The following is a 12,352-nucleotide window of genomic DNA, read 5'->3' as shown; positions in this document are numbered from 1 at the left end:
TTTGTCACTTGATACTCTTTTCTGAAAATATTTAAAGGAGACAGCAGAGAAGCTATAACAGTGATTGGATGACAGCTTCTATGGCAGAGAGCTCTGTCGTTACTTCAAACCTTCCTCTTACATGACCATCACGATCAATCAGAAATTTGGAGAAGTTCCACTTGATCCCGTCGTCAGCGTATATTTCTGGATGCTTATCCCGAAGAAAGCTATCCATGAATCGGCCTTCCTTGGTCTGGGGATCGAAGCCTTGAAAGGGTGCCTGCTGCGTCAGATACTGAAATAATGGGAGGGAAGAAGGACCTCTGACGTCTGTTTTCTCAAATAGCGGGAACGTTAAGCCATGTTCATTTTGGTAAATTACCTGCATTTGCTGGCTGTATTTACAATAAGGAGAACTTTTCCTCTATACTCTGAGAATTCAACTGGTTTCCCGTAAATGGTGGTTGCCTGGAAATCATAAATGGACATGTTAGTGCTCCTCCTCACGGTATTTTTAACATCATATATCCGAAGCTGGTATTGGTCTAATATATAATTGGAATCACATTTATAGGCACATCCAATAATGCGCCGTGTAATGCACACATTACGCATCTCTATTGAATCAAAAAAGGTAGGATAGGAGGAGTTTGCCTCTTTTATAGCAAACTGTGGCATTCGCCGTTACCAAGGTAGATTATGGATGCATATTCATGTAATGCGTGCAAAAACCCACAGAATAGAGGGATACTCGTGCCCATTGGAAAGATGATTCAATATAAGGAAATGCGACAACATCCCGTTTTAAGTTCTCATTTGCCGGAAACCCGTTGGATAAGCAATGCAAGGACATTGCGTATGCTGGACGAACATCGGACGGTTTTCATTAAGCCTAATTTTGGAAGCGGAGGGACTGGTATCATACGGGCCAAAAAGCTGGGGAGGAGGTATGAGATTCGCTGCGGCTCCAGTCGAAGAATAGTCAGAGCCCACAAAGTGAGAAAAGCGATCAGAACCTTTCGGATGCCCCACCGCCGTTATTTGGTACAGCAAGGGCTTCGGTTAGCTAAGTACAAAGGTTCGATTTTTGATGCCAGGGTATATATGCAGAAGCCGGAGTCGGAATGGATCATTTCAGGAATAACTGGCCGTGTTGCCGCACCCCGAAAAGTGGTTACCAATTACCGCAAAGGGGGACATGCGGCACCGTTGTCCAAGGTGCTTTTAAAGGTCTTTAAACATGACAGAACGAAAATGAAAGAGATTCTGGACCAGATCGTTGAACTTTCTAAAATGGTTGCCGACACGATAGATAAAAATCATCCGTTTCGCGAGCTGGGGATTGATCTTGCTATTGAGAAGAGTGGTCAAATCTGGATTATCGAGGCCAATCCGCATCCCGGACATAAGTTGTTCAAGCAGCTCCCCAATCATAAGATGATTCACACTATTTTGAGAAACAAACGTCGGATTCAGCGTTGGAATAAAGCTCATTGGTGAGCTAAGAAGGAGGACGCCCAAGCAAAGGCGCGGGAGCGTTCTCCGTTTGTTAAGTTCAAGCTGTGCTCTAGCCAGGGATCATTTTTAGTAGAGCATTTATGTTAGAGAGTGCCCTCCATCCACATGGAGAATGGTTCCGGTCACAAAATGATTTTGGATTAAATAAAGTACGCCTTGTGCAACATCCTCCGGATGCCCCACTCGTTTTACAGGGAGCTTGTTTGCCACCGTATCATAGAACTGATTACGTGCATTTTCAGGCATTTTGCTGCGGGAAGGTGTATCAATAATGCCGGGTGAGACGATATTCACGCGGATCGGAGCAAGCTCCAGCGCCAAGGTTTGCCCCAGATTTGAAACGGCTGCATTAACAGCTCCAAGCGCTGAGGACCCAATCATCGGTTTGTATGCCACCACACCGGAAAATAGGGTAATGGACCCCTGGGCTGAGAGCTTCGGTGCTCCGTACTTAGCTGCATAATATTGGCCCCAAAACTTGTTTTCGAATAGCTTGCGCGCTTGATCCGTTTCCAACTGGAGAAATGATCCACCGGATGTTTCTGCTGCACTAATGACCAAATGATCATATCCGCCGACTTGTTCAAAAAAGGACTTTACCTGCTGCTCATCTGTCGTATCGAGCACATACGCTGCAGCCCGTGGGCCCAGCATTTCTTTGGCCTTGTGCAATTTATCTTCCGAGCGGCTGGCGATAACCACTTCCGCACCCAGCGAAATGACTTGCTTGGCTGTCTCTAAACCAATACCAGAGCTTCCACCAATAATCACAATTTTTTGATTTTTCAATTCAATAACCTCCTATGTTAGCTGAATGTATTAATCATTGAATACGGCTTGTAGATGTGTATCAAGGTTGGTAATAAATTGGGGGATATTCGGGTTTTTAACGACGTCATAGCATGCAAAGCTCTTCAGAGGCTTCATGCCGAGAAATGTATGTGCAGAATGCAAATGACGGAGCGCTCCTTCCAAGCTATCGCCATTAAAAAAGCGAGCTGGATCATTAAAGGCTTTTTCCGGGGCATTCCAGGTCGTTGAGAACATATATTTTTTGTCGGTTAACAAGCCGCCGTTTCCATATTCACGAGCACCCGTGAAGAATAGACCGTAAGCGTAAACTTCATCCATATAAGTCTTCAATAATCCTGGAACACTGAACCAATAGATAGGCGTTTGGTAGATGACCACATCCGCCCATAGGAACTTTTCGTGTTCCTCGCTAATCGTATAGCCGTTTTGAATAATCGTTGTTTTGATGTTGTTCTCTTTACTTAAGAGCCGCACCATATTGTCCATCAAGGTTTGGTTCAATTTTCCTTCGGCCGCATCATACTTTTGATGACCATTAATGATGAGTATATTTTTCATTTTCTCCATCCCCTTTTCCTACTGTCTTTGTTACCCCTGTTCCCAACGGTTAATTACCTCCTTATGTTAGAGAACGTGTTCTCTGCTACAACGATATTGTATATGTATTAAATTCATTTAGGGAAGTAGTGATATTTAATTCATATAGTTTCCCTAAAGGAATTATTGTGATACTATTGGGTTTAGCAGATATTATTGGGAGGATGGTTCCTATGCACGTTCAAGAGCCCATTGAATTAACCAAAGGGATACCAGGCGAGCCATGCCCTATTGCCCAGACGCTTGATTTAATTGGAACGAAATGGACCTTTTTAATCATTCGTGACCTTCTTATCGAAGGAACATTGCGATTTAGCCAGCTTTTGAAGTCCATGAAGGGGATTAGTCCCAAAACGCTTTCCCTACGCCTGAAGGAGCTTGAAGACAATGGTTTGTTGGAGAGGAAGGTTTATCCCGAGGTTCCCCCGCGTGTCGAATATTCGTTAACGGAAAAAGGGAAGCGACTGGAGGGTATTTTTATTGAGCTGAAGAGATTTGGCCTAGATTTAAAAGCAGATCATTGAGGGATCGCCAACTTTCCTCTACAACTCTTAATTATGGGGCTGCTTGTTCGGTTTTTATTTGCTAAATTCGTTAAAGCTGCAAGAATTGCGACACCTGTAAGCTTAAAAGGAGTCAATGACGGAGTACGATAGCATTAACAACCGCCTTCTTGCTGGGAAGGCGGTTTGTTTTGATTACAGCGTTTGTCCGCTGTCTACCGTAATAATCTGGCCTGTCATGGCTTCCTGCTCCAAGGCAGAACACACCATGCTGGCGATATCATCAGGTGTGGAAATGCGCTGTAGAAGTAAATGAGGAGCCAGTTGTTTCATCTGTTCCTCCCTGCCTGCCCACCATCTTGTCGCTACCGCTCCAGGCACGATGCAATTGACCCGAATCTCCGGTGCCAAAACCCGTGCTAACGATTTCGTCAGTCCATGAACGGCTGCTTTGGATACGGCATAGGGCAGTGAGGAGCCTAAGCCTGTTTGTCCCGCGATACTTCCCAGATTGACAACAGCGCCTCGTTTGCTTTTTTTCATAAAAGGAGCTACGGCCCTGGCACAGTAAAACATACCTTTTACATTTACATCCAAAAGTGCATCCCAAACTTCCTCAGTGGCTGCTTCCAGATCTTCCATAGGAATATGCTGTGTAATACTGGCGTTATTCACGAGTATATCTACTGTTCCAAATTGCTGAACAATTTGATCGACCATGCTTCGGATCTCCTTGTCCTGGGAGACATCCGCCCGCAATGCGACAGCACGTCCACCTTGTTCAAGAATCATACGCACCGTTTCCTCGGCTTCCTGTTTAGAGCGCGAGTAGTTGACGACTACCGTCGCCTTTCGATGTGCCAACGCCAGGCAAATAGCTCTCCCAATCCCTGTACCTCCGCCCGTAACTAGTGCTATCGTTTGTTGTAAATCCATCTTCATCACTCCTTATTTATCATTGTAGATTATGTGTTTAGTTCTGTATAATTGAATTATATGAACAGATGATTCAATAAAATTGAATTCATATTAGGAGTAAGCATATGGATATTAAAATGCTGAAAACATTTCAAATGATTGTGAAGTACAGTAGTTTTGTTCGTGCAGCGGAAGAGATGAATTATGCACAATCTACAGTGACGATGCAAATGCAGAAGCTTGAAGCCGATATGGGAGTTCAACTGATGGAACGGGGCAAGAAAATAAAACTAACCGAAGCGGGCAGGCTGCTGTATGAGCAGAGCCTGCATATTGTACAGGACATGGAGCAATTGCAGAAGAACATGGAGGAGCTGCAAACGGGGACCGCAGGTCATATTCGTATAGGAGTGACCGAACCAACCGCCAGCTACCGACTACCGAGGATTCTAAAACGGTTCTTATCGAATTACCCGAACATTCGTATATCGGTTGAGTTTGGGAATACACCCACGCTAAGCGAGCGTATTCTTAAAGGGGATATGGATGTCGCGTTATGCTCTGCACCGGATTTGGGCACAGAGCTATATTTTGAACCTTTGTTTAAGGAGAATTTTGTGGTTTTGATGCCTGAACATCATCCGCTTGCAGAAAAGGAATGCATTGGACCAGCAGATTTGCAGGGGCATCGCTTGCTTATTACGTCAACCATCTGTCCTTATCGTCGCAAGCTTGAAATGGTCATGAAGGAATATGGAATAACCACGTTGGATACGATGGAAATTGGCAGCATGACCGCTCTGAAATCTTATGTGGAAAGCGATTTGGGTATTGCCCTTGTGCCGCAAATTCTGGTCAGTCCTGTCCCGGCAGGAACAGTGGTGAAGGAATTAAGCGGCAGTTTGATTGATATGACCTTCGGTCTTCTGTGTAAAGCAACAGAGGCTGCGCTAAAGCTGGCAGGTGCAAGGCTGTATTCCGTGTTGAAGCAGGAGCTTGGGGAGTTATCCGAGGCGCATTAAGGCAGGGTAGGGGATGAAAGAGATTGAACCGACTGTTGTATGCAGTCGGTTCATTTGCTTATTTTTTCATAATCGGAATCCATACTTCACATCGGTAATCCTCTGCACGGCAATCCCCCATGCTTCATGTCCAGACATATTCCGAGTATATCATCACCTGTTCCCAAGGCATGAATCCGATCTGATGTGCCGTCTGAGTTAAGCTGGCAGCACCTTCCTTGGTTGTAATCATATCATTGACGGTGTCCGTAATCCTGTCTTTACGTGCCTTTGTTGAACAGGATACCAACAGCCTGCCCCCTTGTGTTCATAATTAAAATTTGGGACAATAGAAGAAGTGTTTGAATAGCGCAGAGCGCTCAAACATGCTATGATGCAATGATAGTTGAGACGAGTCGTGATGGCTAGGGTTTATATATAGAAATACGAATTTTAATGCTTTGAAAAGAGGATCGAACATGAAAAAAGAATCCATTTATGGATTAACGCTAGACCAATTGACAGCATGGCTCATGGAGCATGGACATAAGAAATCTCGTGCGTTGCAGGTATGGGACGCATTGTACCGGAAGCGGATTACTGATTTTGCAGCGATGACGGAGGTTCATGAGAGCTGCGTTCGCCTGCTGGAAGAGCATTTTTCTATTGAAACGTTGGAGGAACATGTAAAGCAGCAGTCAGCAGACGGGACAGTCAAGTTTTTGTTCAGGCTACAAGATGGTAATTTAATAGAGACTGTACTGATGCGGCATAAGTTTGGACTGTCTGTATGTGTGACGACGCAGGTGGGCTGTAACATTGGATGCAGCTTCTGTGCGAGCGGACTGTTGAAGAAAAGTCGTGACCTGTCCAGCGGTGAAATTGTAGAGCAAATTATGAAGGTGCAGCTGTATCTGGACAAAGAACGTCCGGGCGACCGGGTCACTCACGTTGTTGTGATGGGGATTGGCGAGCCATTTGATAACTTTGTGAACCTGTCCGATTTTATTCGGGTCATTAAGGATCACAAAGGACTGGCGATTGGCCCTCGGCATATTACCGTTTCTACAAGTGGACTTGCCGATAAAATTATTGAATTTGCAGATTCCGATCTGCATGTCAATTTGGCGATTTCACTCCATGCGCCGAATGACGAGATTCGTACCCGCATTATGAAGATCAACCGGGCGATTCCGATTGAAAAGCTCATGCAGGCGATTGATTATTATCTGGACAAAACGAATCGTCGGATTACGCTGGAATACATCTTGCTGAAGGATGTTAATGACGGTAAGGAGCATGCGCTGGAGCTGGCTGAGCTGGTAGGCCACCGTCGCAATCTGGCGAACGTGAACCTGATTCCTTACAATCCGGTGGATGAGCATAGCCAGTACCAGCGGAGCGAGTCGGAATCCATTACCGGTTTCTATGATGTATTGAAAAAGCAGGGCATTAGCTGTAGCGTCCGGCTGGAACATGGGACCGACATTGACGCGGCCTGCGGACAGCTGCGCAGCAAGCAGATTCGCAAGGACTCCCAAGGCAGTCGCAATTCGGAACGCGAAGCCATTAGTTAAATCTACAGGCGTACTCTCTTACAGGAGTACGCTCAGAGTGTCGAGAAAGTCCAACGGACTTTCCGGCACTTTATTTTTTGTTTGGGGAGACTCAACTTTTAAAACAAAAATCGATTTAAAACGATCTGAGGACCCATTTTTATTTGATCAAAAGAGCCATTTTAAACCTCATTAAAAAAACAGGGGGTTTCTCGACAGCCTGGGCGTACTCTCTTACAGGAGTACGCTTTTTTTTTGTATCACGGACCAGAGGACAAAACATCATCTGAAATTGTGAAAATAGTCACGTAACAGTTGCTGCTTTTACGTTATAGTGAGTGGTTAGTGGAGGGGTTATATGGCTAACGTAATTTCAAATGTGGCACTTGTTCCGGGCATCTATGTGATGAAAATTGAGGGGACCTTTAAAGGAAAAATGGGGCAGTTCTACATGCTGCGCAGCGGAATGAATTACCCACTGCTACCCAGACCTATTAGCATTTATGATATCGGGGAAGATCATATTTCTTTTTTGTACCGGGTTGTTGGAGAGGGGACAAGCCTGTTTTCCCAGCTACAGCCGGGTCAGGAGATTCAACTGGAAGGACCGTTCGGCAATGGTTTTCCGCAGGTAGAGGGAAGCCTGGCTTTAGTTGGCGGTGGAATGGGGACGGCTCCATTGCTGCTGGCTGCGAAGCATTACCCGCATGCGCACGTTTATCTGGGGTTTGCACAGCAAGCCTTCGGGGTTGAGGCATTTGAAGCTGTGGCGGCATCTGTGCAAGTCAAGGTTGGAGGAAGCATCATTGAACAGGTCGATCCGGCTCTCTATGTGAATATGTTTTCCTGCGGGCCGACGCCAATGCTACAAGCGCTCGCGATAAAAACGGAGGGGACATCGTCGCGTTTATATATTTCAACAGAAAGACACATGGCCTGTGGTATTGGCGCATGTCTGGGCTGCACAATGCGTACCCGTGAAGGCAATCGTAGGGTATGTAAGGAAGGGCCTGTATTCCCGGTGGAGGAGGTGGAGTTTGATGATCTCCATGGCGTGTAATATTGCGGGTGTACCGTTCAAGAACCCGATCATTATGGCTTCCGGGACGTTTGGCTTCGGGCGTGAATATGCAGAATTTTATTCTCCTGAGTTATTGGGCGGCATCGTCGGCAAGGGACTGACCCTTCATCCAAAGGCTGGTAATACGGGATCACGAATACATGAGACTGCATCCGGCATGCTCAATAGTGTGGGGCTGGAGAATCCGGGGGTTGCCGCCTTTTTGAAGGATGAACTGGATGACATGACTCGCTGGAACACGGCTGTTATTGCCAACGTAGGCGGCTCCAACCTGGAGGAATACGTTCAGGCCGTAGCTATGATTACGGAAAATGCGCAAAAACGCCGCACGATGAATCGCAGGGGCGTTGATATGCTGGAATTGAACATTTCATGTCCCAATGTCAAGCAGGGCGGGATGCAATTCGGTATCCAGACGGAGGTCGCGCGGGACGTTGTGCGGCAGGTGCGTAACGTAACGGCGCTCCCGCTGGTCGTCAAGCTGTCTCCCAATGCAGAGAACATTACACAGATGGCGGTTATGTGCGAAGAAGAAGGCGCAGATGGTGTTTCGCTGATCAATACATTTTCTGCGATGAAAATTGATATACGTCGTCGTCGGAGTGTCTTCGCCAACACGTATGCGGGTCTTTCCGGCCCGGCAATCAAGCCAATTGCCTTGCGCATGGTTCATCAGGTGGCGCAGGCGGTGTCAATTCCGGTAATCGGCATGGGCGGCATCAGTTCGGTGGAGGACATTATTGAATTCATTATGGCAGGGGCCGCTGCCATTCAGGTGGGAACGTATAATTTTGTCCATTTGCATGCAGGGGCCGAGCTGGTATACGGACTCGAACAATGGATGCAGCAGGAAAAGGTGCAGTCGTTGGATGAGATACGGGGAATCTTGTAATTTCGTACCTGTTTCCATAAACTTAAGCGTACACAACCGGCTTGTCTTCTAAGGCAAGCCGGTTGTGTATTTTATTATACCGAAACAGTCAAGCTCAACTAATTGTTAATATCGCATTTGTTCAAGATAAACGAAATTTGATTTTCCAGCCGATGAATGGCTTCCTTGGAAGCTTGGTCGTTGCTACCTTGTGCCTGAAGCGCAGCGAGCTCCTGCTTGAGCTGATGAAGATCCTGCCCTGCATGGGCGCAGTTGTAATTACTTTCGAGATTGTCAATCATCCGATTGTCCTCCATTTCGTTAGGTATACGTCCTTATTATGGAGAATTGGTTCTTCCTTATTCAGCATATTGTTTTATTTCAAACAAAGGCTATAATATAAGGAATTAATTCCAACCTGATCAGTGGGTTAAAAAGAAAAGCGAGCAGGAGGGGCCGCATGAATCCGATACAACATATACTGGACGAATTTCAGCTGATCGTACTGGATGGCGCAATGGCGACCGAACTGGAACGTCATGGGCATGATCTGAACGATAGCTTATGGTCAGCTAAAATACTCCATGAGCATCCGGAGTCCATCAAGCGCGTACACAGGGATTATTTTGAAGCCGGGGCAGACTGCGCGATTACTGCGAGCTATCAGGCTACCGTGGAAGGCTATGTTCAACGGGGGCTGAGCGAAAATGAGGCGCTGGAGATGATTCAATCATCGGTGCGGATTGCTGTGCAGGCACGGGATGAATTTTGGGCCGAAGTTACGAATGAGGCAAATCAGCAGCATCGCCCCAAGCCGCTAGTCGCGGCCTCTGTCGGACCCTATGGGGCGTTTTTGGCGGATGGCTCAGAGTATCGCGGTGATTACAAGCTGAGCGAAGAAGAGCTCGTCGAGTTTCATCGACCGCGGATGAAGGCTCTCATTGAGGCGGGGGCGGATATATTGGCTTGTGAAACGATACCTTGTCTGGTCGAAGCCAAGGCCATTGCCCGATTGCTGAAGGAGTTCCCCGGCACGTATGCCTGGATCAGCTTTAGTGCAAAGGACGGCCAGCACATCAGTAACGGCGAATCTGCCGCCGCTTGCGCTGAATGGCTGAATGACCACGAGCAGGTGGCAGCTGTGGGAATCAATTGCACTCTGCCGCAATTCATTCCATCGCTTATTCATGAAATGCGCAGCCATACGGATAAGCCTGTGGTGGTGTACCCCAATCTGGGGGAGGAATATGACCCGGTCACCAAAACATGGCACGGCACCACTTGTGCAGAGACGTTCGGGCAGAATGCCCGCCAATGGTATGAAGTGGGAGCCCGTCTGATTGGCGGTTGCTGCCGGACTCAGCCGCAGGATATTAAAGAAATAGTGGCATGGTCGAGAGAGGTATAAACGGAGACGAGGTTAGGGGGAGGTTGCCCATAAGGAGACTCCCTCGATTGTCCCGAAAAAACAAGCAGGCTGAACCAAGTTGTCATCCAGCAATGGAGAAGCTTGGTTCAGCCTGCTATTTTGTCATGACGACTAGTTATTCAAAGAAAATAAAGCCCTAGGCTGCCGTTAGTTCAATCTTGTGGACAAATGAACACCTTCCATATATTCATCCTCTCTTGTGCGAAATCTAACTTTATAGATCTGCACCTCAACGGATACAATCACTAAATCTACCACAAGCAAAGATTGGTATGTTGTATTAGCAATATTTATATATTAACGCAGGCAAGACAAACAGGAGTTTAGCGGAGGGGATATAATGGGAACGTCGACTAGTGAAGGTTTGACCGAACAGTTAATAGACCATTTAAATGGGTTGGATTTTATAACCCGGATAGATGTAATTGGAAGTCGTGTTGAACAAACCTCAGACGCTTACTCGGATGTAGATTTATTGCTAACAATTAAAGATATTACTCCGCATATCGCATTGTACGAAGTGACCGAAAGTGTAAAAGCGAAGTTCCAACCGGCGTGGTATGATTTTGCAAACAGCCTGTTGCCTGATAAATTTTTAGTATCCACATTTATTGGAGGAGACAATCCTTTTACATTTTATGATATCGGTATCCTAAACAGTGATAAGAATTTGGTCTATGACAAAAAACTGTTTGAAAATGATCAATGGATTCATCTGATGAAGCTATGGGTGATGAACTTCAAGTATATGATGCGTGATGCACCACAGTTTGAAAAACGATTTGCAGCAATGATGGAAAAAGCGAACATCTCCTACCATTCCGATTATAGAAAAGGTTTTTATCAATTATTATTAAAGCTGAAAGATAAGAAGACTATTAAGAGGGGTTATTTAAATATGCTTGAGGAGGTATTTAGAAACAGCTGATAACGTTCAATTGACCGGATTTTCCGGCGGTGTCCAACTCAGCATTTTCCCTCTTTGAGTGCGATTTCAATTAACCTGCCCGTTAGTTGAATAAAAGCAGCCGATCACATTGATCAGCTGCTTTCTTGGTAACATTGAGTTATCGTTTCCCGTTAGCTCAATGATCTGAAGAAATTGTTTCACTCAAGCTATTCCTCAGAAATCTCTACGTACTATCTAAACCCAATTTGACGCCGAAATTAGGCATTCACCTTGCCTAGGGCGAATATCTTAATGGGGAAGTACATTTTAAAAAATGAGGCGATATACTTGGGATACTTTGTAACTGTCGAACCGGGCGTCAACGTATTTATAGAGGACATCAATCCGAAGGGAAATAAAACGATACTTTTTATTCATGGATGGCCGCTAAACCATAACCAGTTCGAATATCAATTCAACTTCCTTCCAACGCTTGGATATCGTTGTATCGGAATGGACTGGAGGGGATATGGCAATTCGGATAAACCTTTTAGCGGTTACAGTTTCGATAGATTAGCAGATGATGTCCGCATGGTCATCGAGACGTTACAGTTAAGAAACATAACACTGGCAGGACACTCTACAGGAGGCGCGATCTCGATTCGTTATATGGCTCGTTACAAAGGGTATGGGATATCTAAACTCGTCCTGATCGACGCTGCCTCTCCATCTAGCGTTCCAAAAGAATTTACAAATAAAATCATCGAAGATACAAATCATGACCGACCGCAAATGCTGCAAGACCAAACGGGAATTTTTTTCTTTCAGTATATTTCCGAACCGAAATCCGATTGGTTCGTTTTAATGGGATTACAAGCGGCAAATTGGGCGACTTCCGCCATTATGGTCACGCTTAGAGATGAAAATGTTTACAATGATCTCGGTCAGATCAATGTACCCACATTAATTATTCACGGAATTCATGATAAAGTCGTTCCGTTTACCCAAGCTGAGGAAACAAATAAGCTGATCAAAAATTCGAAGCTAGTTCCGTTCCAATACAGCGGCCATTGCGCTTTTTTAGAGGAGCGCGATAGATTCAACCAATTATTATCTTCTTTTGCATAACGACTCGGATTAGCCGCACCATCGCTCCCCATAAATATAGTCCGATAATGCCCGATGATTGAGCAA

At 45.7% G+C, this 12,352-nt stretch carries 14 protein-coding genes and 2 pseudogenes; 9 read left to right on the top strand and 7 right to left on the bottom strand.

The annotated features are described in order from the left end of the window. Positions 1–52 precede the first annotated feature (52 nt). Complete coding sequence (locus tag GCU48_RS29125; protein WP_370880935.1) at positions 53–217, bottom strand: thioredoxin domain-containing protein; 165 nt, start codon at positions 215–217, stop codon at positions 53–55. A 155-nt stretch (positions 218–372) separates the two neighbouring features. After that, positions 373–471, bottom strand: a pseudogene (locus GCU48_RS29120) (glutathione peroxidase); the annotation flags it as partial. 264 nt (positions 472–735) lie between these two features. Here GCU48_RS29120 and GCU48_RS09920 point away from each other — a divergent pair. Next, on the top strand, positions 736–1,482 hold the full coding sequence (locus GCU48_RS09920; protein ID WP_152379896.1) for a YheC/YheD family protein: 747 nt from the start codon (positions 736–738) through the stop codon (positions 1,480–1,482). A 96-nt stretch (positions 1,483–1,578) separates the two neighbouring features. Here GCU48_RS09920 and GCU48_RS09915 read toward each other — a convergent pair whose 3' ends face one another. Continuing rightward, positions 1,579–2,289: an SDR family oxidoreductase gene (locus tag GCU48_RS09915; protein WP_025716522.1), complete on the bottom strand. Its 711-nt coding sequence runs from the start codon at positions 2,287–2,289 to the stop codon at positions 1,579–1,581. A 30-nt stretch (positions 2,290–2,319) separates the two neighbouring features. Continuing rightward, positions 2,320–2,871 (bottom strand): NAD(P)H-dependent oxidoreductase, encoded by a 552-nt coding sequence (locus tag GCU48_RS09910; protein ID WP_152379895.1) that lies wholly within the window; start codon positions 2,869–2,871, stop codon positions 2,320–2,322. Positions 2,872–3,083: 212 nt separating this feature from the next. Here GCU48_RS09910 and GCU48_RS09905 point away from each other — a divergent pair, with 212 nt between their 5' ends. Then, positions 3,084–3,434 (top strand): winged helix-turn-helix transcriptional regulator, encoded by a 351-nt coding sequence (locus tag GCU48_RS09905; protein ID WP_025716524.1) that lies wholly within the window; start codon positions 3,084–3,086, stop codon positions 3,432–3,434. 174 nt (positions 3,435–3,608) lie between these two features. On the opposite strand, the gene GCU48_RS09900 is transcribed toward GCU48_RS09905, so the two are convergent. Beyond that, positions 3,609–4,349: an SDR family NAD(P)-dependent oxidoreductase gene (locus tag GCU48_RS09900; protein ID WP_152379894.1), complete on the bottom strand. Its 741-nt coding sequence runs from the start codon at positions 4,347–4,349 to the stop codon at positions 3,609–3,611. 107 nt (positions 4,350–4,456) lie between these two features. On the opposite strand from GCU48_RS09900, the gene GCU48_RS09895 reads away from it, so the two are divergent. Further along, positions 4,457–5,353: a LysR family transcriptional regulator gene (locus GCU48_RS09895; RefSeq protein WP_152379893.1), complete on the top strand. Its 897-nt coding sequence runs from the start codon at positions 4,457–4,459 to the stop codon at positions 5,351–5,353. Between the two features lie 116 nt (positions 5,354–5,469). On the opposite strand, the pseudogene GCU48_RS29115 reads toward GCU48_RS09895, so the two are convergent. After that, positions 5,470–5,559, bottom strand: a pseudogene (locus tag GCU48_RS29115) (AraC family transcriptional regulator); the annotation flags it as partial. 252 nt (positions 5,560–5,811) lie between these two features. On the opposite strand from GCU48_RS29115, the gene rlmN reads away from it, so the two are divergent. The 3 genes from rlmN (at position 5,812) to GCU48_RS09875 (ending at position 8,861) form a co-directional block, all read left to right on the top strand. Further along, positions 5,812–6,909 (top strand): dual-specificity RNA methyltransferase RlmN, encoded by a 1,098-nt coding sequence (rlmN, locus tag GCU48_RS09885; RefSeq protein ID WP_152379892.1) that lies wholly within the window; start codon positions 5,812–5,814, stop codon positions 6,907–6,909. Between the two features lie 337 nt (positions 6,910–7,246). Next, the gene (locus tag GCU48_RS09880) at positions 7,247–7,948 is read left to right on the top strand and encodes a dihydroorotate dehydrogenase electron transfer subunit (protein WP_025716528.1); all 702 of its coding nucleotides are present in this window, start codon (positions 7,247–7,249) and stop codon (positions 7,946–7,948) included. Beyond that, positions 7,929–8,861, top strand: coding sequence for a dihydroorotate dehydrogenase (locus tag GCU48_RS09875; RefSeq protein ID WP_152379891.1), 933 nt, complete (start codon positions 7,929–7,931; stop codon positions 8,859–8,861). Before GCU48_RS09880 ends, GCU48_RS09875 begins: the two co-directional genes overlap by 20 nt. A gap of 98 nt (positions 8,862–8,959) precedes the next feature. Here GCU48_RS09875 and GCU48_RS09870 read toward each other — a convergent pair whose 3' ends face one another. After that, positions 8,960–9,142, bottom strand: a complete 183-nt coding sequence (locus GCU48_RS09870; RefSeq protein WP_025716530.1) for a hypothetical protein — start codon at positions 9,140–9,142, stop codon at positions 8,960–8,962. A gap of 158 nt (positions 9,143–9,300) precedes the next feature. On the opposite strand from GCU48_RS09870, the gene mmuM reads away from it, so the two are divergent. The 3 genes from mmuM (at position 9,301) to GCU48_RS09855 (ending at position 12,286) form a co-directional block, all read left to right on the top strand. Then, on the top strand, positions 9,301–10,248 hold the full coding sequence (mmuM, locus tag GCU48_RS09865; RefSeq protein WP_152379890.1) for a homocysteine S-methyltransferase: 948 nt from the start codon (positions 9,301–9,303) through the stop codon (positions 10,246–10,248). Between the two features lie 361 nt (positions 10,249–10,609). Further along, the gene (locus GCU48_RS09860; protein ID WP_152379889.1) at positions 10,610–11,197 is read left to right on the top strand and encodes a hypothetical protein; all 588 of its coding nucleotides are present in this window, start codon (positions 10,610–10,612) and stop codon (positions 11,195–11,197) included. Between the two features lie 309 nt (positions 11,198–11,506). Beyond that, the gene (locus GCU48_RS09855) at positions 11,507–12,286 is read left to right on the top strand and encodes an alpha/beta fold hydrolase (RefSeq protein WP_025683378.1); all 780 of its coding nucleotides are present in this window, start codon (positions 11,507–11,509) and stop codon (positions 12,284–12,286) included. Positions 12,287–12,352: the final 66 nt, after the last annotated feature.

It is taken from the genome of Paenibacillus brasilensis, assembly GCF_009363115.1.
Lineage (GTDB): Bacteria > Bacillota > Bacilli > Paenibacillales > Paenibacillaceae > Paenibacillus > Paenibacillus brasilensis.
This window is presented reverse-complemented; position numbering and strand designations above follow the sequence as displayed.

What these genes read in the sequence shown, in the direction of transcription:
- GCU48_RS09910 (WP_152379895.1), bottom strand. Translation starts at nt 2,871, where the DNA reads ATGAAAAATATACTCATCATTAATGGTCATCAAAAGTATGATGCGGCC.
- GCU48_RS09895 (WP_152379893.1), top strand. Translation starts at nt 4,457, where the DNA reads ATGGATATTAAAATGCTGAAAACATTTCAAATGATTGTGAAGTACAGT.
- GCU48_RS09860 (WP_152379889.1), top strand. Translation starts at nt 10,610, where the DNA reads ATGGGAACGTCGACTAGTGAAGGTTTGACCGAACAGTTAATAGACCAT.
- GCU48_RS09880 (WP_025716528.1), top strand. Translation starts at nt 7,247, where the DNA reads ATGGCTAACGTAATTTCAAATGTGGCACTTGTTCCGGGCATCTATGTG.
- GCU48_RS09905 (WP_025716524.1), top strand. Translation starts at nt 3,084, where the DNA reads ATGCACGTTCAAGAGCCCATTGAATTAACCAAAGGGATACCAGGCGAG.
- GCU48_RS09875 (WP_152379891.1), top strand. Translation starts at nt 7,929, where the DNA reads ATGATCTCCATGGCGTGTAATATTGCGGGTGTACCGTTCAAGAACCCG.
- rlmN (WP_152379892.1), top strand. Translation starts at nt 5,812, where the DNA reads ATGAAAAAAGAATCCATTTATGGATTAACGCTAGACCAATTGACAGCA.
- GCU48_RS09870 (WP_025716530.1), bottom strand. Translation starts at nt 9,142, where the DNA reads ATGATTGACAATCTCGAAAGTAATTACAACTGCGCCCATGCAGGGCAG.
- mmuM (WP_152379890.1), top strand. Translation starts at nt 9,301, where the DNA reads ATGAATCCGATACAACATATACTGGACGAATTTCAGCTGATCGTACTG.
- GCU48_RS29125 (WP_370880935.1), bottom strand. Translation starts at nt 217, where the DNA reads ATGGATAGCTTTCTTCGGGATAAGCATCCAGAAATATACGCTGACGAC.
- GCU48_RS09900 (WP_152379894.1), bottom strand. Translation starts at nt 4,349, where the DNA reads ATGGATTTACAACAAACGATAGCACTAGTTACGGGCGGAGGTACAGGG.